General features: G+C 72.0%; 24 protein-coding genes and 1 pseudogene. 15 read left to right on the top strand and 10 right to left on the bottom strand.

Annotated features, from left to right (window positions below):
* Position 1 precedes the first annotated feature (1 nt).
* A complete protein-coding gene (locus ABZ621_RS25485; RefSeq protein ID WP_360608331.1) occupies positions 2-724 on the bottom strand; it encodes a response regulator transcription factor in 723 nt (240 codons plus the stop codon).
* Positions 725-988: 264 nt separating this feature from the next.
* On the opposite strand from ABZ621_RS25485, the gene ABZ621_RS25480 reads away from it, so the two are divergent.
* The 8 genes from ABZ621_RS25480 (at position 989) to ABZ621_RS25445 (ending at position 7,700) form a co-directional block, all read left to right on the top strand.
* On the top strand, positions 989-1,774 hold the full coding sequence (locus ABZ621_RS25480; protein ID WP_360608329.1) for an amino acid ABC transporter ATP-binding protein: 786 nt from the start codon (positions 989-991) through the stop codon (positions 1,772-1,774).
* Between the two features lie 54 nt (positions 1,775-1,828).
* On the top strand, positions 1,829-2,650 hold the full coding sequence (locus ABZ621_RS25475; RefSeq protein ID WP_360608327.1) for a glutamate ABC transporter substrate-binding protein: 822 nt from the start codon (positions 1,829-1,831) through the stop codon (positions 2,648-2,650).
* Between the two features lie 161 nt (positions 2,651-2,811).
* Positions 2,812-3,486: an amino acid ABC transporter permease gene (locus tag ABZ621_RS25470; RefSeq protein WP_360608325.1), complete on the top strand. Its 675-nt coding sequence runs from the start codon at positions 2,812-2,814 to the stop codon at positions 3,484-3,486.
* A complete protein-coding gene (locus ABZ621_RS25465; RefSeq protein WP_360608323.1) occupies positions 3,483-4,373 on the top strand; it encodes an amino acid ABC transporter permease in 891 nt (296 codons plus the stop codon). The genes ABZ621_RS25470 and ABZ621_RS25465 overlap by 4 nt, the downstream gene beginning before the upstream one ends.
* 333 nt (positions 4,374-4,706) lie before the next feature.
* Positions 4,707-6,443: an FAD-dependent monooxygenase gene (locus ABZ621_RS25460; protein WP_360608321.1), complete on the top strand. Its 1,737-nt coding sequence runs from the start codon at positions 4,707-4,709 to the stop codon at positions 6,441-6,443.
* Positions 6,444-6,475: 32 nt separating this feature from the next.
* Positions 6,476-6,562 (top strand): putative leader peptide, encoded by an 87-nt coding sequence (locus ABZ621_RS25455; RefSeq protein WP_346768519.1) that lies wholly within the window; start codon positions 6,476-6,478, stop codon positions 6,560-6,562.
* Positions 6,563-6,720: 158 nt separating this feature from the next.
* Complete coding sequence (locus ABZ621_RS25450) at positions 6,721-7,266, top strand: cysteine dioxygenase (RefSeq protein ID WP_360608319.1); 546 nt, start codon at positions 6,721-6,723, stop codon at positions 7,264-7,266.
* Positions 7,263-7,700 (top strand): rhodanese-like domain-containing protein, encoded by a 438-nt coding sequence (locus ABZ621_RS25445; RefSeq protein WP_360608317.1) that lies wholly within the window; start codon positions 7,263-7,265, stop codon positions 7,698-7,700. Before ABZ621_RS25450 ends, ABZ621_RS25445 begins: the two co-directional genes overlap by 4 nt.
* A gap of 153 nt (positions 7,701-7,853) precedes the next feature.
* Here ABZ621_RS25445 and recX read toward each other — a convergent pair whose 3' ends face one another.
* From recX to ABZ621_RS25425, 4 genes are all read right to left on the bottom strand, one after another.
* Positions 7,854-8,420, bottom strand: a complete 567-nt coding sequence (gene recX, locus ABZ621_RS25440; RefSeq protein ID WP_360608315.1) for a recombination regulator RecX — start codon at positions 8,418-8,420, stop codon at positions 7,854-7,856.
* A gap of 4 nt (positions 8,421-8,424) precedes the next feature.
* A complete protein-coding gene (gene recA, locus ABZ621_RS25435) occupies positions 8,425-9,561 on the bottom strand; it encodes a recombinase RecA (protein ID WP_360608313.1) in 1,137 nt (378 codons plus the stop codon).
* A 228-nt stretch (positions 9,562-9,789) separates the two neighbouring features.
* On the bottom strand, positions 9,790-10,368 hold the full coding sequence (locus ABZ621_RS25430; RefSeq protein ID WP_360608311.1) for a hypothetical protein: 579 nt from the start codon (positions 10,366-10,368) through the stop codon (positions 9,790-9,792).
* A gap of 156 nt (positions 10,369-10,524) precedes the next feature.
* A complete protein-coding gene (locus ABZ621_RS25425) occupies positions 10,525-11,310 on the bottom strand; it encodes an SGNH/GDSL hydrolase family protein (protein WP_360608309.1) in 786 nt (261 codons plus the stop codon).
* Between the two features lie 108 nt (positions 11,311-11,418).
* Here ABZ621_RS25425 and ABZ621_RS25420 point away from each other — a divergent pair, with 108 nt between their 5' ends.
* The 4 genes from ABZ621_RS25420 (at position 11,419) to ABZ621_RS25405 (ending at position 15,664) form a co-directional block, all read left to right on the top strand.
* Positions 11,419-12,675 carry a histidine kinase gene (locus ABZ621_RS25420; RefSeq protein WP_360608307.1) on the top strand — a complete coding sequence of 419 codons (1,257 nt, stop codon included), beginning with the start codon at positions 11,419-11,421 and terminating at the stop codon, positions 12,673-12,675.
* Positions 12,672-13,346 (top strand): response regulator transcription factor, encoded by a 675-nt coding sequence (locus tag ABZ621_RS25415; protein ID WP_360608305.1) that lies wholly within the window; start codon positions 12,672-12,674, stop codon positions 13,344-13,346. The genes ABZ621_RS25420 and ABZ621_RS25415 overlap by 4 nt, the downstream gene beginning before the upstream one ends.
* A gap of 175 nt (positions 13,347-13,521) precedes the next feature.
* Complete coding sequence (locus ABZ621_RS25410) at positions 13,522-14,802, top strand: cytochrome ubiquinol oxidase subunit I (protein WP_360608303.1); 1,281 nt, start codon at positions 13,522-13,524, stop codon at positions 14,800-14,802.
* Between the two features lie 82 nt (positions 14,803-14,884).
* On the top strand, positions 14,885-15,664 hold the full coding sequence (locus tag ABZ621_RS25405) for a cytochrome d ubiquinol oxidase subunit II (protein ID WP_360608301.1): 780 nt from the start codon (positions 14,885-14,887) through the stop codon (positions 15,662-15,664).
* Between the two features lie 19 nt (positions 15,665-15,683).
* Here the strand turns inward: ABZ621_RS25405 and ABZ621_RS25400 are convergent, their stop codons facing one another.
* Complete coding sequence (locus ABZ621_RS25400) at positions 15,684-16,817, bottom strand: AI-2E family transporter (protein ID WP_360608568.1); 1,134 nt, start codon at positions 16,815-16,817, stop codon at positions 15,684-15,686.
* A 292-nt stretch (positions 16,818-17,109) separates the two neighbouring features.
* The gene (locus ABZ621_RS25395; RefSeq protein WP_189952904.1) at positions 17,110-17,304 is read right to left on the bottom strand and encodes a DUF3046 domain-containing protein; all 195 of its coding nucleotides are present in this window, start codon (positions 17,302-17,304) and stop codon (positions 17,110-17,112) included.
* A gap of 79 nt (positions 17,305-17,383) precedes the next feature.
* On the opposite strand from ABZ621_RS25395, the gene ABZ621_RS25390 reads away from it, so the two are divergent.
* On the top strand, positions 17,384-18,334 hold the full coding sequence (locus ABZ621_RS25390) for a hypothetical protein (RefSeq protein WP_360608299.1): 951 nt from the start codon (positions 17,384-17,386) through the stop codon (positions 18,332-18,334).
* 53 nt (positions 18,335-18,387) lie between these two features.
* Here the strand turns inward: ABZ621_RS25390 and ABZ621_RS25385 are convergent, their stop codons facing one another.
* The 3 genes and pseudogenes from ABZ621_RS25385 to ABZ621_RS25375 all read right to left on the bottom strand — a co-directional run.
* Complete coding sequence (locus ABZ621_RS25385) at positions 18,388-18,705, bottom strand: AzlD domain-containing protein (RefSeq protein ID WP_360608297.1); 318 nt, start codon at positions 18,703-18,705, stop codon at positions 18,388-18,390.
* A complete protein-coding gene (locus ABZ621_RS25380) occupies positions 18,702-19,427 on the bottom strand; it encodes an AzlC family ABC transporter permease (RefSeq protein WP_360608566.1) in 726 nt (241 codons plus the stop codon). The genes ABZ621_RS25385 and ABZ621_RS25380 overlap by 4 nt, the downstream gene beginning before the upstream one ends.
* A gap of 115 nt (positions 19,428-19,542) precedes the next feature.
* A pseudogene (locus ABZ621_RS25375) lies at positions 19,543-19,902 on the bottom strand (AraC family transcriptional regulator); the annotation flags it as partial.
* A gap of 758 nt (positions 19,903-20,660) precedes the next feature.
* Between ABZ621_RS25375 and ABZ621_RS25370 the strand changes: the two are divergent.
* Both ABZ621_RS25370 and ABZ621_RS25365 read left to right on the top strand, forming a co-directional pair.
* On the top strand, positions 20,661-21,182 hold the full coding sequence (locus tag ABZ621_RS25370; RefSeq protein ID WP_360608296.1) for a hypothetical protein: 522 nt from the start codon (positions 20,661-20,663) through the stop codon (positions 21,180-21,182).
* Positions 21,183-21,215: 33 nt separating this feature from the next.
* Complete coding sequence (locus ABZ621_RS25365) at positions 21,216-21,737, top strand: DUF2690 domain-containing protein (protein WP_360608294.1); 522 nt, start codon at positions 21,216-21,218, stop codon at positions 21,735-21,737.
* The last annotated feature ends 11 nt before the right edge of the window (positions 21,738-21,748 follow it).

Raw genomic sequence — 21,748 nt, 5'->3', positions numbered from 1 at the left:
GTTACGCGGCCGGGGCGACCAGGCGGTAGCCGACGCCCCGCACGGTCTCGATCAGGGCGGGCATCCGCAGCTTGGAGCGGAGCGAGGCGACGTGCACCTCCAGGGTGCGGCCGGTCCCTTCCCAACTGGTCTGCCAGACCTCGGAGATGATCTGTTCGCGGCGGAAGACGACGCCGGGCCGCTGGGCGAGGAGGGCGAGCAGGTCGAACTCCTTGCGGGTGAGGGCGACGGGCTCGCCGTCGACGCTGACCCGCCGGGTGGGCAGCTCGACGGCGACGGACCCGAGGCGCAGCACGGTCGCCTCGCCGGCGGAGCCCGTACCGCCGGTGTCGTCGGGGGCGCCGGGCCCGGTGGTGCGCCGGGAGACGGCGTGGATGCGGGCGAGCAGTTCGCCGGTGTCGTAGGGCTTGACGACGTAGTCGTCGGCGCCGAGATTGAGGCCGTGGATCCGGGAGCGCACGTCGGCCCGGGCGGTCACCATGATCACCGGGGTGGCGGTGAGCTTCCGGATGCGCGCGCAGACCTGGTAGCCGTCCTGGTCGGGGAGGCCGAGGTCGAGCAGGATCACGCCGTACGAGGGGCGCTCGCCCTGTGCGGTGGGGAGGACGGCCTGGAGGGCCTCCTCGCCGTTGCGGGCATGGGTGACGGCGAAGCCGTGCTTGGCGAGGATCGCGGAGAGGGCCGCGGCGACGTGGTCGTCGTCCTCGACGAGCAGCAGTCGCATGGTCTTCTCCTCTCGTTCGCCGGGGTGTGCCACGTTTCGGGACGTGAACGCCCCATGAACGCCGATCACCGACGTCACAGTCAAGTGTCCCCCGGCGGAGCCCGCGCTTCCGTTATCCACCCGGTACGGCCTCCAGGACCGTCTTCACCCAGAGTGTCCGGCTGTCGCCCTATCGTTATCCTCAATTTCCGCTCAGATGTGATGACGGTCATCCGGACGGGTCTCTAGTGTCCTCCCAACCGAGGAGGACGGAGCAAGAGGCCGATGAGCGGAGTGGCAGTGTCCAAGGACAACGAGGAAGCCCCCGGGGCCCCGGAGGACCTGGTCGTCCTGTCCGGAGTGAACAAGCACTTCGGCGCGCTGCACGTGCTGCAGGACATCGACCTCACGATCGGCCGCGGTGAAGTCGTCGTCGTCATCGGGCCGTCGGGTTCGGGCAAGTCGACGCTGTGCCGGACGATCAACCGCCTGGAGACCATCGACGCGGGCACGATCACGATCGACGGCAAGCCGCTGCCCTCGGAGGGCAGGGAGCTGGCCCGGCTGCGGTCGGACGTCGGCATGGTCTTCCAGTCCTTCAATCTCTTCGCGCACAAGACGGTGCTGGAGAACGTGATGCTGGGCCAGATCAAGGTCCGCGGCACGGCGAAGGCCGAGGCGGAGGCCAAGGCCCGCACCCTGCTGGAGCGGGTGGGAGTGGCCGCGCAGGCCGAGAAGTACCCGGCGCAGCTCTCCGGCGGCCAGCAGCAGCGCGTGGCGATCGCCCGCGCGCTCGCCATGGGGCCGAAGGTGATGCTCTTCGACGAGCCCACCTCGGCCCTGGACCCGGAGATGATCAACGAGGTCCTGGAGGTCATGCAACAGCTGGCCCGGGAGGGCATGACGATGGTGGTCGTGACGCACGAGATGGGCTTCGCCCGCTCCGCGGCCGACCGGGTCGTCTTCATGGCCGACGGCAGGATCGTCGAACAGGCCACCCCTGAGGAGTTCTTCAGCAACCCGCGCAGCGACCGGGCGAAGGACTTCCTCTCCAAAATCCTGCACCACTGAGCGAGTCGACGACCTAGTCTTCGCAACTCACCGCTACCCAAGGGACGTTCACCCATGAAGCTTCGCACCGCCTCCGCGTCCGCCGCGGCCGCCGTCGTCCTCGCCCTGACCGCCACCGCCTGCGGCACCGGCTCGGACTCGGGCAGCAACGGCGACAAGATCACCATCGGCATCAAGTTCGACCAGCCGGGTCTCGGCCTGAAGACCCCGGACGGCTCGTACGCCGGCTTCGACGTCGACGTCGCCCGCTACGTCGCCAAGGAGCTGGGCTACGACGAGGGCAAGATCACCTGGAAGCAGGCGCCCTCCGCCGAGCGCGAGAACCTCATCAAGAACGGCGACGTGAAGTTCGTCGTCGCGAGCTACTCGATCAACGAGAAGCGCCTGAAGGAGGTCGACTTCGCCGGTCCGTACTTCCTGACCCACCAGGACCTGCTGGTCCGCGCCGACGACTCCTCGATCACCAAGGTCGAGGACCTCAACTCCAAGAAGCTCTGCTCGGTCACCGGCTCGACCTCCGCGCAGAACGTCAAGGAGAAGCTGGCCCCGCAGGCCGACCTCCGCCAGCTCGGGGGCTACTCCGAGTGCCTTACGGGCCTCGAGAACAAGCGTGTCGACGCTCTGACCACGGACGCCTCTATTCTCGCCGGCTACGCGGCCCAGAAGGAACACCAGGGCAAGTTCAAGCTCGCAGGCCTGTCGATGAGCGACGAGAGCTACGGCATTGGCCTCAAGAAGGGCGACTCCGAACTCAAGGGCAAGATCAACAAGGCCCTGGAGAAGATGGTTTCGGACGGCACCTGGGACAAGCTCGTGAAGGCGCACTTCGGCCCGTCCGGCTACAAGAGCGAGCCTGCGCCGAAGATCCAGAACTGATGCATCCCGCGCGCGAGCAGCCGGTGGAACCCCAACCCACCCGCTCGTGACCGGGCAATGACGGCCGCCTCCGTACGGTGGCGGCCGTCCGCCCGCTGGCCACCGTCCGCACGGCGGCCAGCCGTCCGACCAACCGACCGCCAGGGAGAGCGCGGGGCATCGTGTTCGACTTTCTTGATTCTGGGCAGTACGACCTGCTCGGCGCCTTCTGGGTGACGGCGCAACTCACCTTCTTCTCAGCAATCGGATCGCTCGTCTGGGGCACAGCGCTGGTCGCCATGCGTGTCAGTCCGGTCTCGCTCATGCGGAGCTTCGGCACCGCATATGTCAACCTCGTGCGGAACACGCCGCTGACCGTCGTGATCGTCGCGTGCTCCCTGGCTCTCGACCAGACTCTGGGCATCACGCTCGGGGCAGAGGCATCGGAATCCATCGGGTTCCGCTTGGCCATTCTCGGCCTGGTCGCGTACACGGGCACGTTCGTCTGCGAAGCACTACGTTCGGGCATCAACACGGTCCCGCCAGGACAGGCCGAAGCGGCGCGCGCGCTCGGCATGAGCTTCACGCAGGTGTTGACGGTGGTCGTCTTGCCACAGGCCTTCCGCGCTGCGATCACCCCGCTCGCCAATGTCCTCATCGCCCTCACCAAGAACACCACTGTTGCATCGGCAATCAGCGCCGCTGAGGCAGCGTTTCTCATGAAGGCGATGATCGAGAACGAAGCGGACGCACTCTTCGCTGTTTTCACGGTCTTCGCGTTCGGCTTCATCGTCCTGACCCTCCCCACCGGCCTGGTCCTCGGCTGGGCGGCCAAGCGACTGGCGGTGAAGCGATGAACTCCGTCCTCTACGACGTCCCCGGCCCCCGGGCCAAGCGGCGCAACGTCGTCTACACGATCGGCTTCCTCGCCGTCCTGGGCCTGGTGGCCTACTGGGTGCTCTCCGCCATGGCGGACAAGAACCAGCTGACGGCCGAGAAGTGGAGCCCGTTCGTCACCGACTCCCAGGTGTGGACGACGTACCTGATCCCCGGCCTGATCGAGACGCTGAAGGCCGCCGCGCTCTCCATCCTGATCGCGCTGCCCCTCGGCGCGGTCCTGGGCATCGGCCGGCTCTCCGACCACCGCTGGGTACGCGTCCCGGTCGGCGCGGTCGTGGAGTTCTTCCGCGCCATCCCGGTGCTGCTGCTGATGATGTTCGCCAGCGCCGTCTACGCCGCCTACACGCCCATCAGCTCCGACTTCCGCCCCCTGTACGCGGTCGTCACCGGCCTGGTGCTCTACAACGCCTCCGTCATCGCCGAGGTCGTCCGCGCCGGTGTCCTCTCGCTCCCGCGGGGCCAGGGCGACGCGGCCGTGGCGCTCGGCATGCGCAAGGGCCAGACCATGCTGTACGTGCTGCTGCCCCAGGCCGTGACCGTCATGCTCCCCGCCCTGGTGAGCCAGCTCGTCGTCATCGTGAAGGACACCGCGCTCGGCGGCGCGATGCTCGGCTTCGGCGAACTGCTCAGCCAGAACCGGCAGATCACCGCCAACTACGGCGCCAACACGATCGCCGCCTTCACCGTCATCGCGCTGATCTACATCGCGCTCAACGCCCTCCTCACCTCCCTCGCCGCCCGCCTGGAGAAGCGTCTCCGCCAGGGCCGCAAGGCGGCGGCGGTGAAGGACGTGGCCCCGCTCGTGAACGTCGAGATGGGCGGGGCGGGCACCGGCGGCGCCTGACCCCGTCGACGATCCGTACGACCACCACCCCGACCGGCCCGGTATCCCCCCAATCCCGCGCCCGTCCGCTTCCGGCCCCGTCCGGCTCCCCCGGAGCATCCGCTTCCGGTGGAACCGGCGGGGCCGGAGGTTCTGGTGGGACCGGAAGCGGTACGAGGGGCGCCCCCGGCCGCCGGAATCGGCCCCGACCTGACAACAGCCGCACCACGCCCACCGCGTCACTTGACGCAAAACACCCTGACTGGGTTGCATACGGTCTGTGATCAAGCACCGGGCTCGTGCCACACTCTGCTGTGCTGCCCCCATGACTTTCCGGCCTTTTGGAGCCGCGCCGTGGACCCGGTGATCATCGTGGGCGCGGGGCCGGTCGGCCTCGCGCTCTCCCTCGCGCTCGCCGCGCAGGGCGTGCCCAGCGTCGTCCTCGACGAGACCTCCGGCAAGGAGGAACCGCGCCCGGCGCGGACCGTCGTGCTGCGCGCCGACATGGCCGCGCTGGTCGAACGGCTGGGCTGCGCCACCGTCCGCGACGAGGGGCTGCGCTGGGTCGGCTGGCGCGGGATGCAGCGCCGCCGGCCGACCCGTGAGGTCGCCTTCGACCTGGGACTCGGCGGCACCGAGGAGTGGTCCGAGGACCCCGACTCCCCCGCCGCGCCCGCCGCCCCCCTGCACATCCCGCAGTACGCGCTCGCCCGCGGGCTGCGCGAGGCCATCGCCCGCGAACCGCTCGTCCGGCTCGTCACCGACGCCCGTCTGGACACCATCGAGCAGGACCGCACCGGGGTCACCGCCCACACCCGCGGTCCGGACGGCACCTGGTGGCGCGGCAGCCACCTCGTCGGCTGCGACGGCGCCCGCTCCACGGTCCGCAAGCTGCTCGGCGTCCGCTTCCCCGGCCGCACCGCGGTCGAGCGGCACGCGGTCGCCGCGCTGCGCACCGAACTCCCCTGGCCCGGCGAGTCCCTGCTGCACCGTCAGCCCCCGTGGCGCGGGTCCGGCGAGGAGATCACCGCCCGCCCGCTGCCCGACGGGGTGTGGCGGATCGACTGGCTGCTGCCGCCGCGCGGCGAACTCGTCACCCCGGACGCCCTGGTGGCCCGGATCCGCGAGACCCTCGCCGGCTGGTGCGAGGGCAGCACTCCCCCGTACGAGCTCCTCGACACCGGCGTCCACACCCTGCACCACCGGCTGGCCCGCCGCTGGCGCGTCGACCGGGTGCTGCTCGCCGGGGACGCTGCCCATCTGCTGGGCGCGATCGGCACCCAGAGCCTCGACGAGGGCCTCCGGGACGTCGACAACCTCGCCTGGAAACTCGCCCTCACCTGGCACCGGACGGCCCCCGACGCCCTGCTCGACAGCTACCAGAGCGAGCGCCGCGCGGCGATCGCGGCCCGGCTGCGCGCCGCCGACCAGGCCCTGCCGGCGCTGCGCGGCGGCGGTGGGCTGCGCAGCTACCTGCCGGGCGCGATGCGGGGCCACGAGGCCCTGCTGACCGACGGGCACCTGGGCCGGGGCCCGCTGGGCGCCTCCCCCGCCTATCCGCACTCGCCGCTCGCCGCGCCCTTCAGCGAGGGCATGGTCCCGGTGGGCACCCCGCTCGGCGCGCCCGTCGAGGACGTCCGGGTGACCGCCCCCGACGACACGACCGTACGGCTCCGTGACCGGCTGGGGCAGGCCCGCTTCCTGGTCCTGCTCGTCGCCCCCGGCTCCGGCGTGTGGGAGCGCCGGCACTGGCGGACGGCCGGCCTGATGCCCCGCCTGGAGGAGGCCGCCGAGGCCCTCCCGGTGGCGGCGGAGGTCCTGGTGACCGACGCCTACCCGGGCGCGCCCGCCCACGCCGTCCTGCTCGTCCGCCCCGACGGGCATCTGGTCGCCGCCTTCGCGGGCGTGCACCCCGAGGAGCTCCACGCGGCGGCCGAGGCCGCCCGAGGCAGCGCCCCCGAGGAGCCCGCCGACCCCGTGGAGGAGGAGCCGCCGGCCCTTCCCGCGACGGCCGAGGAGGCGCTCTCCCTCGACGTCCCGGCCCCGGCCGGGACGTCGCCCGCACACGACCGGACGGTGGAAGTCCATTGATTCGCGCGGGCGCTCGTGGTGTACTCCGGAGCGTGACCGACACCGATGTACGCCTGTGGCGGAGGGTCCACATGGACCTGATCCGCTATGCGGGCTGCGTGTGTCGCCCGTCCTTCTGAACTCGCTTCCCTTTCCCCGCGCGTCCGCCCGACCCGCCGCGCCCCGGACCTCCGTCCCCCGGATCTCCGTCCCGCGGGCGTCCTCGGTTCGGCTCCCCCGGCGAACCCGCCGTTCTCCCTGCGTGGCGCGCACCCCAGCGATTCCAGGACGGTCACCCGTGCCCGCGTCTTCTGTCACCCCTTCCCCCTCCCCCGCTCCGACGGCCGCCGATCGCCCGACCGCGGCCGCGCTGCTCGACTTCGTCCTCCGCACCGCCGCCGACCAGGCCCTCGTCGACTCCCTGCCGCTCGATCCGGAAGGCCGCACCTGGGTGCGCCTGGACGGCCCCGGCGGCAGCGAGGCCTGGCTCATCGGCTGGCCGCCCGGCACCGGCACCGGCTGGCACGACCACGCCGAGTCCGTCGGCGCCTTCGCCACCGCCCGTGGCAGCCTGACCGAGCACGCGCTCGCGGTCCGGCTCCCGGCGGGCGGCTGGAAGACCCTGGAGCTGGCCGAGGACCTCGACCGCTCCCGCCGGCTCGACGCCGGCGACGGCCGCGCCTTCGGCCGTGACCACCTGCACGAGGTGCTGAACGCCTCCCCCGACGCCCACGCGATCTCGGTCCACGCCTATTACCCGCCCCTCCCGCTGATCCGGCGCTTCAGCAGGACGGGCCCCGTGCTCCGCCTGGAGCAGGTCGAGCGCCCGGAGGACTGGCAGTGAGCGACGACCGCATCGGCATCGACGAGCTTCTGGAACGCGTCCGGTCCGGTCTCGACCGGGTCGACGCCCGTACCGCGTACGAGGAGTACGCCTCGGGCGCCGCGCTCCTGGTCGACACCCGCTACGCGGCCCTGCGCGATCGGGACGGCCTGGTCCCGGGCGCGCTGATCGTGGAGCGCAACGAGCTGGAGTGGCGGCTCGACCCCCTGGGCAGCCACCGCTCCCCGCTCGCCACCGGTCACGACCTGCGGGTGGTGGTCTTCTGCAACGAGGGCTACGCCTCCTCGCTGGCGGCGGAATCCCTCCGCCGCCTGGGCCTCCACCGGGCGACCGACCTGATCGGCGGCTTCCAGGCCTGGAAGGCGGCCGGCCTCCCGGTCCTCCTCCCGCCGGGCGAGCAGCCCCCTGACGAGGACCCGACGACCACCTCGTAGCCCCCGCCCCTGGGCCCAGGCCCGCGCCCAACGCCCCCCAGCGTCCGGCTCGGCGGCCGGTTCGGCGCCGGGCTCGTCACCTCACCGGGCTCGGCATCGGGTCCGGCGGGCTGGGAGCACCGCACCACGGGCGGCCTGGTCCCCCGGAGGGCTCTAGTAGCCCTCCTCCAGGCCGTCGGTGGACTCGCCCTCCGCCTCCAGGGCCTGGCGGACCACCCGCAGGGCCATGCCCTCGGGGTAGCCCTTGCGGGCGAGCATGCCGGCGAGGCGTCTGAGCCGGCGGTCGCGGTCGAGACCGCGGGTGGCACGGAGCTTGCGCGCCACCAGCTCGCGCGCGGTGGCCTCCTCCTGCTCGGAGTCCAGCTGCCCGACGGCCTCCTGCACGAGGCCGGGGTCGATGCCCTTGGTGCGCAGCTCGCGGGCGAGGGCCCTGCGGGCGAGGCCCCGCCCGTGGTGGCGGGACTCCACCCAGGCGTCCGCGAAGGCGGCGTCGTCGATGAGGCCGACGTCCTCGAAGCGGGCGAGGACCTCCTCGGCGATGTCGTCGGGGATCTCCCGCTTGCGCAGGGCATCGGCCAGCTGTCTGCGCGTGCGGGGGGTTCCGGTGAGCAGGCGCAGACAGATCGCCCGCGCCCGCTCAGCCGGATCCTGGGGTGACAGCTCCTTCTCGGCCCTCGACGAGTCGGGGCTGTCACCCGGCCATTCGGTGCGACCGGTCACCGGTTCAGCTCTTGGCCGCGGTGGCCTTGGTCGCCTTGACGGTCTTGGCCGCGGTGGCCGGGGCCGCCTTGGCGTCGTCCGCGGCCGCCGGGTCCGCCGCGTCCGCCGCGTCGGTGGTGGCCGGCTCGGCCTTCGCGGCGTCGGGGCGGACGCCGACGCCCAGCTTCTCCTTGATCTTCCTCTCGATCTCGTTGGCGAGGTCGGGGTTGTCCTTCAGGAAGTTGCGGGCGTTCTCCTTGCCCTGGCCGAGCTGGTCGCCCTCGTACGTGTACCAGGCGCCGGCCTTGCGGACGAAGCCGTGCTCCACGCCCATGTCGATCAGACCGCCCTCGCGGCTGATGCCCTGGCCGTAGAGGATGTCGAACTCGGCCTGCTTGAACGGGGGCGCGACCTTGTTCTTCACGACCTTGCAGCGGGTGCGGTTGCCGACCGCGTCCGTGCCGTCCTTGAGGGTCTCGATGCGGCGGATGTCGATGCGCACCGAGGCGTAGAACTTGAGCGCGCGGCCACCGGTCGTGGTCTCCGGCGAGCCGAACATCACACCGATCTTCTCGCGGAGCTGGTTGATGAAGATCGCGGTGGTCTTGGACTGGTTGAGGGCGCTGGTGATCTTCCGGAGGGCCTGGCTCATCAGTCGGGCCTGGAGACCCACGTGGGAGTCGCCCATCTCGCCCTCGATCTCCGCGCGCGGGACGAGCGCCGCGACGGAGTCGATGACGATGAGGTCGAGGGCACCGGAGCGGACCAGCATGTCGACGATCTCGAGGGCCTGCTCGCCGTTGTCCGGCTGGGACAGGATGAGGTTGTCGATGTCGACGCCCAGCTTGCGGGCGTACTCGGGGTCGAGGGCGTGCTCGGCGTCGACGAAGGCGACCTGTCCGCCGGCCTTCTGCGCGTTGGCCACGGCGTGCAGGGTCAGGGTCGTCTTACCGGAGGACTCCGGGCCGTAGATCTCCACGACACGGCCACGCGGCAGACCACCGACGCCGAGGGCGACGTCGAGGGCGGTCGAACCGGTGGGGATCACCTCGATCGGCTCCTGGGTACGGTCGCCCATGCGCATCACGGCGCCCTTGCCGAATTGGCGTTCAATCTGTGCGAGTGCGGCTTCGAGAGCCTTCTCGCGGTCGGTTCCTGCCATGGGTTCCACCCGGGTTGCTTGAGTCGATCGCTTCATGTGAAAGACGCTAACCCCTGCCACTGACAATGGGCCCTCGCGTCTCTCCGACCTGTGGACAACTCGCCGAGATGTCCGCGATTCCAAGGGCCGGAACCTTCATGAGAATAGATGTTCGATTTTCGTGTCAAGCGCGCCACGCCCGCCCTGTGGACAACGTCCGACCCGTCCGTCGCACGCCCGCTCCGGCGCCTACTCGCCCTCCTCGCCCCACTCCCCGTCGAAGTCCGTCCCCGCCTCGCGGTCGGCGCGGGAGAGGGTCTCGCCGATCATGCGGGTGGCGTAGTCGCGGTCGCCGGCGATCCGGTTGATGTGCTCGGCCAGCAGGAGGGCGGTGGCCTCCAGGGCGGTCATCTCCTCCTTGGTCCACTCCCCGTACTGCCGGCGCCAGAGGCTGGGGCTCAGGCCGGTGCCGGCCGCGATCGCGAGGCCGGCCATGGTGGGGATCGCCTCGGGGCGCACGCTCCGGGGCATCATGCGCAGCGTGGCCACGAGGCTGGGGACCACGTACTCGATGACGTCCCGGTCGTGTTCCTCGTGGACCTGCCGCAGCCACTTCATGAAGATGAAGACGAGCGTGCACGCGCCGTCCAGGAGTTCGTTGACCCCCTCCAGGTCCAGGGACGCCGTGAGCTGGTCGAGCAGCTTCTGCTGCTCGGGGTCGGTCCCGGTCTTGCCGTCGTGGACGGCCTTGAGCCGGGAGTCGATCACCATGAGTGCCCCGTTCACGTCACCGGCGGGGGCGTAGCGGGGGTCGCAGGGCGATGACACAGGCTTCCTCCTCGTAGGACCGCGTCGGCACGGTCAGTCCGTACGGTAGGAGGCTCATCGGACGGCTTCGGGCGGTTCGCCGGAAACGACCTTCAGACGACTGAACCCAACCCCGCGCGTTGACCGCCCGGGCACCCCCGCGACAGGGCCGCCGGGCTACTCCCCGCGCTGTTCCACGGGCAGGAGCCCGGGGCGTTTGGCGACCCGGCCGTCCCCGGAGGACCGGCCGCGCACCCGGCGCGCGATCCAGGGTCCGAGGAAGGATCCGGCCCAGGCCAGTTCGCCGGCGGCGGCGCCCAGGCGCGTGGGCACGGGGCGCGGCGGCAGCGGCCGGGTCCAGCGGTCGTCGCTGTCCGGCAGGGCGAGCGCGTCGGCGACGGCGGCCGCGATGCGCGCGTGCCCGAGCGGGGAGGCGTGCAGCCGGTCGGCGCTCCACAGCCGGGGGTCGGTGACCACCTCGTGGTGCGCGGTCTCGGCGACGGTCACGCCGTGCCGCCGGGCGACCTGCCTGATCCGGTCGTTGAGGGCGTGGACGCGCGGCGCGAGCGGCCGGGCCAGCGGGGTGATGCGGCCGACGTCGGGGAAGGTGAGGGTGGCCACGCGGGCGCCCTGGGCGGTCAGGGCGGCGAAGACGGCCTCCAGGTGGCCGGCCGTCTCGTCGGCGTCGAAGCCGGGCCGCAGCAGGTCGTTCACACCGGCGACGACGGTGGCGAGGTCGGGTCGGAGCGCGAGGGCCGCCGGGAGCTGTCCGGCCCGCACCTCGCCGGCCAGGCGCCCCCGTACGGCGAGGTTGGCGTACCGGACCCCGGGGCCGGTACGGGCGAGGTGTTCGGCGAGCCGGTCGGCCCAGCCGCGCAGCCCGGTGAGGTCGTCCCCGTCACCGACACCCTCGGTCTGGCTGTCCCCGAGGGCCACGTACCGCAGATATCCGTGCGCACTCATCCGTCGGCCACCCTCTTCTCCGCCGCACCCCACCCAGGACCTATTCAACTTTTTTAGTATAGGCCGGTCGGGCGGCCCCCGGCCTGCACCCCGCCTATCCTTCGACCCATGCGCCTCCCGCCCCGGACCGCCGACGCCCTGATCGCCGGCCTCGTGCTCCTCCTGGTGACGGTCTGGACGCTGATCTCGGGGTGGCACACGGACGAGTCCGCCCCACGCGCCGCGCTCGGCTGGGCGCTCGTGCTCGTCGGCTGCGGCGCCCTCGTCCTCCGGCGCCGATGGCCCGTGGCCGTCGCCGTCGTCACCCTCCTCGCGTGCGTGGCCTACTACCCGCTCTCCGAGCAGGACGGGCCGCTCATGATCGCCTTCGCCCTCGCGCTGTACACCACGGCCGCCGAGGGCCGCTTCGCCGCCGCCGTCGCCCTCGCCGCCGTCACGCTCCTCGCGGTCGGCCTCGGCGAGGCCCGCCAGGCGCCGGGCCACCGCCAGATCGACGGGACCGCGCTCGCGATGCTCGCCGGCTGGCTGATCAGCCTGGTCGCGGTCGGCCGGGCCCAGCGCACCCGGACCGCGTACCTCCACGAGGTGGAGCAGCGGGCCCTCGCCGCCGAGCGCGAGCAGGAGGCCCGCGCCCGGCAGAGCGCCACCGAGGAGCGGCTGCGGATCGCCCGCGAGCTCCACGACGTCCTCGGCCACACCGTCTCCCTCATCAACGTGCAGTCCGGCGCCGCCCTCCACCGGCTCGCCAAGCGCCCCGACCCCGAGACCGCGCTCACCACCGCCACCGAGGCCCTCACCGCGGTCCGCACCACCAGCAAGGACGCCCTGCGGGAGCTCCGCGCCACCCTCGGGGTGCTGCGCGGCGCCGACGAGGCCGCGCCGACCGCCCCTCCCGCCTCCGGTCTGGCCCTCCTGGGCGACCTCACCGCCCGGGCCCGCGCCGCCGGGCTCGACGTGCGCACCCGCGTCACCGGCACGCCCGTCCCGCTGCCGCCGCCCGTGGACCTCGCCGCGTACCGCATCGTGCAGGAGTCGCTGACGAACGTGACCCGTCACTCCGCCGCCACGACCGTCACCGTCTCCCTGGACTGGGAGCCGGCGACCGGCACGGTACGGCTCCGGATCGCGGACGACGGCGGGACGCCCGGCACCACGGCCGCGGGCGCCCCGAGCGGGCCCGGAGGCACCGGAAGCGACGGGTCCGGAAGCGGTGGCACCGGCAGCGGCGGGACGGGCATCCGCGGCATGGCCGAGCGGGCCCGCGCCCTCGGCGGCACGCTCGCCGCCGGACCGTCCGGCGGCGGCTTCGTCGTCGACGCCCGCCTCCCCACGACCCTCACCCCACAGGAAGGGACGCCCTCATGATCCGCGTCGTGCTCGCCGACGACCAGACCCTCGTCCGGGCCGGATTCCGGTCGATCCTCTCCGACGAGGAGGACATCGAGGTCGCCGGCGAGGCGGGGGACGGCGCGGCGGCCGTCGCCCTCGCCGCCGAACTCCGCCCGGACGTCGTCCTCATGGACATCCGGATGCCCGTGCTCGACGGCCTGGAGGCCACCCGCCGGATCACCGCCGACCCCCGCCTCGACGGCGTGAAGGTCGTCATCCTGACCACCTTCGACGAGGACGAGCACGTGTACGGGGCGCTGCGCGGCGGCGCGTCCGGCTTCCTCGTCAAGGACACCGAGCCGATGGAACTGCTGCACGCGGTACGGGTCGTCGCCCGCGGCGACGCCCTCATCGCCCCCGCGGTGACCCGCCGGCTGATCGCCGAGTTCGCCGGCCGCGCCGACCCGTCCGGCCGCCCCGACCCGGCGCCCCGCCTGGACGCCCTCACCGACCGCGAACGGGAGGTCCTCGGCCTGGTCGGGGCAGGTCTGTCCAACGACGAGATCGCGGGCCGGCTCGTCCTCTCTCCCGCCACCGCCAAGACCCACGTCAGCCGGATCATGACCAAGCTGGAGGTCAGGGACCGGGCGCAACTCGTCGTCCTGGCCTACGAGTCAGGGATGATCACCCCCGGCTGGCTGGCCTGACGCCCCGTGACGCCCGCCTGTCCCGGGGTCGTCCCCTAAGGGCCCGGGACCACCCCGATCAACTTTCGTGGTACGCGCGGGCCGGTGTCGTGCATCCGAAGGTGTACAACACCGGACCACAACTGTCGCCCCAGGTCAGATGCGCCGCGGGAGGCCGACGGAGCACGCTTGAGGGGTGCATCAGGACGTACTCGATCTCGCGCGGCTGCAGTTCGGCCTCACCGCCGCGGGCCACTTCCTCTTCGTCGCCCTCACGCTGGGTCTCGGAACGATCGTGGCCGTCCTCCAGACCCGCGCCACGCTCTCCCGGCGCCCGGAGGACGCCCGCCAGGTCCGCTTCTGGGGCCAGCTGTACGTGATCAACTACGCGGTCGGCATCGTCACCGGCCTCGTCATGGAGTTCCAGTTCGGCATGGCGTGGAGCGGCCTCACCCATGAGGCCGGCAACATACTCGGCGCCTCCCTGGCCGTGGAGACGCTCGTCGCGTTCTTCGTCGAGTCCACCTTCCTCGGCCTGTGGATCTTCGGCTGGCACCGGCTCGGCCGCTGGGCCCACCTGGCGACGATCTGGGTCGTCGTCCTGACCGCCTACCTCTCCGCGTACTGGATCCTCGTCTCCAACGGCTTCCTCAACCACCCGGTGGGGTACGGCTCCGAGGGCGGCGAGCTGGTCCTGACCGACCCGGCCGCGGTCCTCACCAACCCGGCCGCGCTGCTCCCGCTCGCCCACGTCCTGGCGGGAGCGCTGCTCACGGCGGGCTTCTTCATGGCGGGCGTCAGCGCCTACCACCTGTTCCGGCGGACCGTGGAGGCGGACTTCTTCCGCCGGAGCCTGCGGACCGGGGTCTTCGTCGCGGCGCCGGCCCTGATGGCGGCGGCGGTCAGCGGCGGGCTCCAGTTCGGCGCCCTCGCCTCCTTCCAGCCGATGAAGGCGGCGGTCTTCCAGGGGCAGGTGGCCGAGATCGCCCGGGTGCAGGCCGAGTTGGCGGCCCGATTCGGCCCCGGCGACTACATACCCTCCGAGGGCTGGACCCGGGGCGGCGGCCTCGTGATGCTGATCGCCTTCGGCCTGATGACGTACCTCTGCCTCGCCGGCGTGATCCTGGCCGCGTTCCGGAAGGCCGTCCTGCGGTTCCGGCTCTGGCACCTGGTCCTGATGGCGTCCGTGCCGCTGCCGTACCTCGCCATGATCGGCGGCTGGGTCTTCCGCGAGTCGGGCCGCCAGCCCTGGGTGGTGTACGGACTGCTGAGAACGGAGGACGCGGTCTCCGATCTCTCCCCCGGCACGATGCGGCTCTCGCTGGCGGTGTTCGCCACGCTCTTCCTGCTGCTGGCCGTCCTCAACGCCTGGCTGCTCGCCCGACACGCCCGCCGGGGCCCGGCCGACACGGGCCTCGGCCGGGACGAACGGACGCGCGAGGAGCCCCTGCCGGCCGCGCCCCTGCGCCACTACTAGGCCTTCCGTTCCCGGACCTTCCGCTCGGAACCTTCCGTGCCTCGCCCTTCCGTCCATCCCCGCCCCCGCCCCGAGGAGCACCGTGGAAACCCTCGCCGTCGCCCTGCTCGCCTGCTGTGCCGTCGGCTGGTCCGTGCTCGCCGGCACGGACATCGGCAGCGGCATGCTGCTGCCCTGGCTGGGCCGCGGCGACGCCGAGCGCAGACTCGTCCTCGCCTCCTTCGCCCCCTTCTTCCTGGGGAACGAGGTGTGGCTGGTCGCCACCGCAGGCGTCCTCGTCGGCTGCTTCCCCGCGCTGGAGGGCGAGCTGCTGAGCGCCCAGGCACCGGTCCTCGTGGCCCTGCTGGCCGGGTGGATCGTGCGGGACGCCGCCCTGTGGTCGCGCGGTCGCGGACCCGGGCCCCGCTGGCGCGCGGCCTGCGACGCCGCCGTGACGGCCGGCAGCTGGACGGTCGCCCTGTCCTGGGGCCTGCTGCTCGTGGCCCTCCTCACCGGCAGACCGTACGAGCCGGCCGACGGCCCCGTCGCCCTCGTGGCCGCCCCGGCGGTCGCCGCCCTGTTCGCCGCGCACGGCCTCGGCTTCGCCGCGCTGCGGCTCACCGGCGCCCCGTACCAGCGGGCCCGGCGGCTGGTCGGGCGGGCCGGGAGACCCTGGCATCCGCTCGCCCTCACCGCCGTCCCGCTGGCCGGGCTGCCGCTCTGGGCGGGTGCCTCGCTGCCGCTGGCCGAGCGGGCGGCGGCGCCGGGGACGCTGGCCCTGCTCGTCCCGGCGCTGGCCGTGGTGACCCCGCTGCTCGTCGCGGTCCAGGCCTGGATCTGGTACGCCTTCCGGGGCCGCGTCACCGGCCCCTCGTACCTGTGAGGCGCGGTCCGCGCGTCCGTCAGGCGTCCTCGGCGCCCTGGTTCTCCTTCTTGTGCTGGAGGGCCTTCTGGAGCCGGGCCACGACGGCCTCGCCGTACCGCCGGTGGCCGTGCACCCGCGGGTCGTCCGTGACGTCGTACCGCTTCACGTACGCCCCGAGGAAGGCCTGGAGGGTGGCCACGGCCGGGATGGCGATCAGCGCGCCGACGGCACCGAGCAGCGCGGTGCCCGCGATCACCGAACCGAAGGCCACGGCCGGATGGATGTCGACCGTCTTGGAGGTGAGCTTCGGCTGGAGGACGTAGTTCTCGAACTGCTGGTAGACCACGACGAAGCCGAGCACCCACAGCGCGTACCAGGGGTTCACGGTGAAGGCGATGAGCATCGGCAGGGCACCGGCCAGGTAGGTGCCGATGGTGGGGATGAACTGCGAGACCAGGCCGACCCAGACCGCGAGGGCGGGGGCGTAGGGCACGTCCAGGATCTCGAAGAGCACGAAGTGCGCGACGCCCGAGATGAGGGCCATCAGGCCGCGCGAGTAGAGGTAGCCGCCGGTCTTGTCGACGGCGATCTCCCAGGCGCGCAGCACCTCGGCCTGCCGGGCGGGCGGCAGGACGGAGCAGAGCGCGCGGCGGAACCGGGGTCCGTCGGCGGCGAAGTAGAAGGCGAAGAGGAAGATCGTCAGCAGCCGGAAGAGCCCGCCGAGCACGGTGGCGGAGACGTCGAGGACACCGGTGGCGCTGTTCTGCACGTACTTCTGCAGCCAGTCCGACTTGAGCACGCTGTCCTGGACCTCGACCCGGGAGAGCTCGGTGTGGAAGGTCTCGTTGATCCAGTTGATGAGCGAGTCGAGGTACTTGGGGAAGTTCTCGACCATGTCGACGATCTGGCCGGCGAGCATCGAGCCGAGCAGGACGACGAAGCCGATGCCGACGGCGAGGACGCCGAAGAAGACGAGGAAGGTGGCGAGTCCCCGGCGCATCCCGCGGGCCGCCATGCGGCCGACGGCCGGCTCGATGGCGAGTGCGAGGAAGAAGGCGAGCAGGATGTTGACGAGCAGGCCGACGAGTTGGTGGAAGGCCCAGTCGCCGAGCTGGAAGCAGGCGTAGAGGGCGAGCGCCAGGACCATCGCGCGGGGCAGCCAGCGGGGCATGCGCGCACCGGACGCCGCTGCGGTGGCGGGGGCCTCGGCGGGCGGCTGCCCTCCCGAGCCGGCCGCGGGCGCGCCCGGTGAGGCGCTCGCGTCGGGCGGCCCGCCCGCGGCGACGGCCGGCGACGCCGACGTCGCGGGTGTCGCGGGTGCCTTGGGCGTGGTGGGTGTGGTGGGCGTGGTGGGTGTCTTCCGGGCGGTCATCTCGGTCTCGTCAGTCGGGGCCACCCCGCAAGTCTCGCGCACCCGGCGGACAATCCGCCCGGGGTCGGAGCGGATCGGCGCAAGACGCCCTTCAGCGCTTCTCGGCGGGGACGTCCATGGCGCCGCAGACCACCCGCCACACGTCCTTCGCCTCCCAGCCGGCGTCCAGCGCCTCGTGGACGGTCCGGCCGCCCAGCTCGGACAGGACGTGGTCGCGCGCGAAGGAGTCGGCGTACCCGGCTCCGAAGTGATCGGCCATCCGTTCCCAGAAAATCGTCAACCGCATGACCCCAGTATCCCGCTCCCAAGAGTGCAGCCCGCCCGCCGGGGCTTGTCACCGCGCGGTTCCGCCCTACGGTCTGAACATGGCCGAAAAACCCCTCTCCTCCCCGCCCACCCCCACGGCGGCCCCCGGGTCGCCGCTGGCCCGCGCCGAACGGTTCGTCTGGCTGACGGCCCGGGTGCTCGAACAGCGCCGATTCGCCTACCACTTCCTGCGCGGCGGCGCGGACCAGGTGGAAGCGGCCCTGACCGCGTACCTCGACGAGGACGGCGGTTACGGCCACGCGCTCGAACCGGACCTGCGCGGCCCGGTCAGCCAGCCGCTGCACACCGCCCACGCCCTGCGGGTCCTGGACTCCATCGGGCGCTGCGGCGGACTGCGGGTGGAGCGGATCTGCCGCTATCTGACGGCGGTCTCCACGCACGAGGGGGCGCTGCCTGCGATCCACCCCTCCCAGCGCGGCTACCCGTCGGCGCCGTTCGTCCCGGTCGTCGACGACCCGCCGGGCGAGCTGCTGTCGACGGGCCCGGTGGTGGGCGCGCTCCACCGCAACCAGGTCTGGCACGCCTGGCTGTTCCGGGCGACCGAGTTCTGCTGGGCGGCCGTGGAGTCGCTGGAGAAGTCCCATCCGTACGAGGTGCAGGCGGCGGTCGCCTTCCTCGACTCGGCACCGGACCGGCCGCGGGCCGAGGCCGCGGCCGACCGGCTCGGGCGCCTTGTGCGCGAGCAGCGGCTCGCCGTCCTCGACCCGGAGCGCCGGGAGGAGTTCCCGGTGGCCGACGGGTACGCGCCCGGCGAGCACCACTTTCCCCACGACTACGCGCGCGTGCCGGACTCGCTCGCCCGTGGCTGGTTCACCGACGAGGAGCTGTCCCGCTCGCTGGACTTCCTCACCGCGGAGCAGGGCGAGGACGGCGGCTGGCCGATCCGGTGGCGGGCCTGGGCGCCGGGTTCGGCCCTGGAGTGGCGGCCGATCGTGACGATCGACGCCCTGCGTACCCTCCGCGCCTACGGGCGTCCGCTGGAGGACTGATCCCGGGCCCACGCGCGCGTGGGGCCCGGGCCGGATTCCGTACGGCTCCGGCCTCAGCCGCCCAGGGCCCGCACCCCCGCCGTCACGACGACGGCGGCGCCCACGACGACCAGGAAGGGAGCGCGCAGGACGAGCGCGAGCGCCGCGGCGGCGACGCCGGCGACCCGGGCGTCCAGGACCAGCTCCGTGCCCGTGGCGAAGGTCTGCTGTGCGGTGAGCGCCGCGAGCAGGGCGACGGGCAGCAGGGCGGCGAGCCGCTGGACGAGCGGGCGTTCCAGGGTCTGCGCCGGGACGAGCAGGCCCACCAGCTTGACCAGGTAGCAGCCGGCGACGGTGAGTCCGATCGCGATCCAGACGTGGGTGCCGTTCATCGGGCGGCCTCCTTGTTGCGCGTCCGCCGGCCCTGGAGCCAGAGGACGGCCGGGGCGGCGAGCGCCGACACCAGCACGGGGACGCCCGCCGGGAGCACGGGCAGCAGGCCCAGGCCGAGGACGACGGCGATCCCGGCGGTGGCCCGCTCGGTCGCGGACCTCAGCATCGGGGCGAGCAGCGCGAGGAAGACGGCGGGGCCGGCGGCGTCCAGGCCCCAGGCGGCGGTGTCGCCGATGGCCTCGGCGCCGAGCGCGCCGAGCAGGGTGGTGAGGTTCCACAGGACGTAGAGGGTGAGCCCGGTGACGGTGAAGCCGATCCGGGCGGACCTGCGGTCCGGCTGGGCGAGGGCGACGGCGGTGGTCTCGTCGATGACCCATTGCGCGGCGAACGGCTTCGCGGACCTCGGCAGGGCGAGGAGCTGGGAGAGGCGCAGCCCGTAGAAGGCGTTGCGGGTGCCGAGGAAGAAGGCCCCGGCGGCGGCCGTGAACGGGTTCCCGCCGCCGGCGAGGGCGCCCACGAGGGCGAACTGCGAGGCGCCCGTGAAGACGAGCAGGCTGAGCGCGCAGGTCTGGAGGAGGGTGAGCCCGGCGCCCGCGGAGGTCACTCCGAAGGCGAAGCCGGAGAGTCCGACGGCGACGCCGACGCCGAGCGCGTCCCTGACGACGGCGGAGTCGGGTTTGCCCGCGCCACCGGCCGTCCCGGCGGGTGAGCTGTCACGTATGTGCCCCGTGGCGGGGTGTGCTGTCTGTTCTGCCACGTCGGAGACGTTACGAGCCCGCCCGCGATCCGTCTTGTACGTTCTTGCGCCCGGCACGGCGGAGGTCCACGCCCCGGGAGCGCTGGTAGGCACCCGGCGGGACGCCGACGCTGCGGGTGAAGTGCCGGTTGAGGTGGGGCTGGTCCGTGAAGCCGACGGCGACGGCCGCCTCGGCCGGCGGCGTCCCGGCGTCCAGGAGCCGCCGGGCCCGCCGGACGCGTGCGTCCGTGAGCCAGGTGTGCGGCGGCATGCCGTACTCGGCGCGGAAGGCCCGCAGCAGCGCGAAGGGGCTGGTGCCGAGGTCGGCGGCGAGCCGCTCCAGGGTCGGCGGCTCGGCCATCCGCTCCTCCAGGACCTCCCGCGCTCGCGCCGCGTCCCCGGCCCCCGCGCCACGGGGCGTCCGAGGGCTCAGCCGGCCGCCATGGCTGCGCAGCAGCCGGGCGGTGACTGTCGGACACCAGCTATTCCTTCAGCGGACGTAGGGACTGACCTGGTCGCTGAAGAATCCATCCGGGGCGTGGTCGCTACGATTCGTCTCACTCAATGCTTCAGCGCGCAGGTACGAGTGATCGCGCGGAATCTGGTCAAGATCCCAGCATTCGCTACCGTTCCAGCGCCGGTCGTTCCTCCTGGGGACGTCAGGGACAAACAACGCCGACCGGTGACCCGCGGCTGTGCCGGACGACGACTCGTCCGTGACACGGACCATCGGCAACCGTTGACGCTGGCGCGGACACTCCTGCCAGCTGCGCGTCTGTCGTTGCCCCAGGCCCAGCAGGGGAGCCTGCAGACATCGCCGGCCATGAGATGCGGTCGGCCGCCTGGCATGCACCTCTGCGAAACAATCACGCGACACGACGGACGGATTGAAGCGGACGGACTCGAACACATTCAGCAACGACAACAGGCGCTCCTGGAAGCAGGCCGAACCCCGAATTACCAGGCGGAATGCCTTTGCGTGCACGTGACCGGAAGGTCACCCGGCTAAGACCCCTGCTCGGCCCACAAGCCGCAAGAGCGGTTGGGATGCGGCATATGACGCAATCGGCGCCAGAACACCGGGCTCTGCGAAGTGGCCAAATCCCGTCATGGGGATTTCGAAACGTGACGTACTAACGGCCTCTCCCGGCTCGAATGGCAGGTCCCTGACGTAGCCTGCGTCTTCTCATCTCGAAGGGACAGGACATCATGCGCGCTATGCGAAGTACTCTCACACGCTTAGCCATTCCGGCTGCCTTAGCCGCCCTCGCGACACTCGGCTCCGTTCCCACGACCGCCGCTGCAGCATCTCAGAGCGCCGCGGAGGTCTGCGAGGACATCTGTGTGGACGGGGTCCGCGCCGCCACCCACACCGGCTACGACCGCGTGGTGTTCGACCTGGGGGCCGGTCCCCTGCCCACCGTCGAGACCACCTACGGTACCTCTCCTTGGTACATGACCCCCGGAGGCGAGCCGAAGGAGATGCTAACCCGCGGTTCTTCGTATCTTTCCCTGAGCCTCAAGAACGCTGAATCCGGTGATTTCTCGGAGATAAATCCCTATGTGGAGTTATTCGGCCTGCCGACGGTCAAAGCGACCCAGCTGTTGTTCACCACCGGCTCCAGCCTCGGATTCTCCCCGGCGACCGACTTCGGGATCACCCTCGACGGCCCCGTCTCCCGCTACAACGTCTTCACGCTGACTCAGCCCAATCGGGTCGTCGTCGACATCTACCGCTAGCCCCGTTCCACCGTGTCACTCAAGGAGAGCGCTATGCGCAGAAGGAATTGGGGTCGGATCGGAGTCGCGCTGATGCTCCTCTGTCTCTCCCAGACGCTCACGGCGCCGCAGGCGTCGGCGGATGGGACCGAGGCGGGGTGCTACGCCGAGAGCTGCCAAGGTATGGATCCGTACGTGGCCGGGTGCTCCTGGGACGCAGAGAATATTGCGCAGCTCAACGAGGGCGACGATCTCCAGGTGGAACTCGTCTATTCGTACAGTTGCAACGCCGTCTGGGTGAAGGCGACCCTTGATCCCGCGTACGCCGGACAGAAGTCGTTCTACGTGGCGTTGTGGTCGACACCGACGATCGGCGGAGCTCAGTGGCCCAGGGGGACCACCAAGTGGCTGACACCCGATCTACCGGAAGCCCATACCACGATGGGCGACTGGCAGGGCACCAACAAGGCCTGCTGGAACACCGTAGAAACCCATTGGGATCCGGCTCCTCTGAATTACGAAGGAGCCGGCGGCAACCTGCCCCGGACAACCGGCCAGTGTACGGCCTGGCAGTGAGAGGAAGCATG

It is taken from the genome of Streptomyces sp. NPDC007863, from assembly GCF_040633895.1.
In the GTDB taxonomy this organism is placed as follows: domain Bacteria; phylum Actinomycetota; class Actinomycetes; order Streptomycetales; family Streptomycetaceae; genus Streptomyces.
The sequence above is the reverse complement of the archived record's forward strand: the minus strand, read 5'-3'. Positions and strand labels throughout refer to the sequence as shown.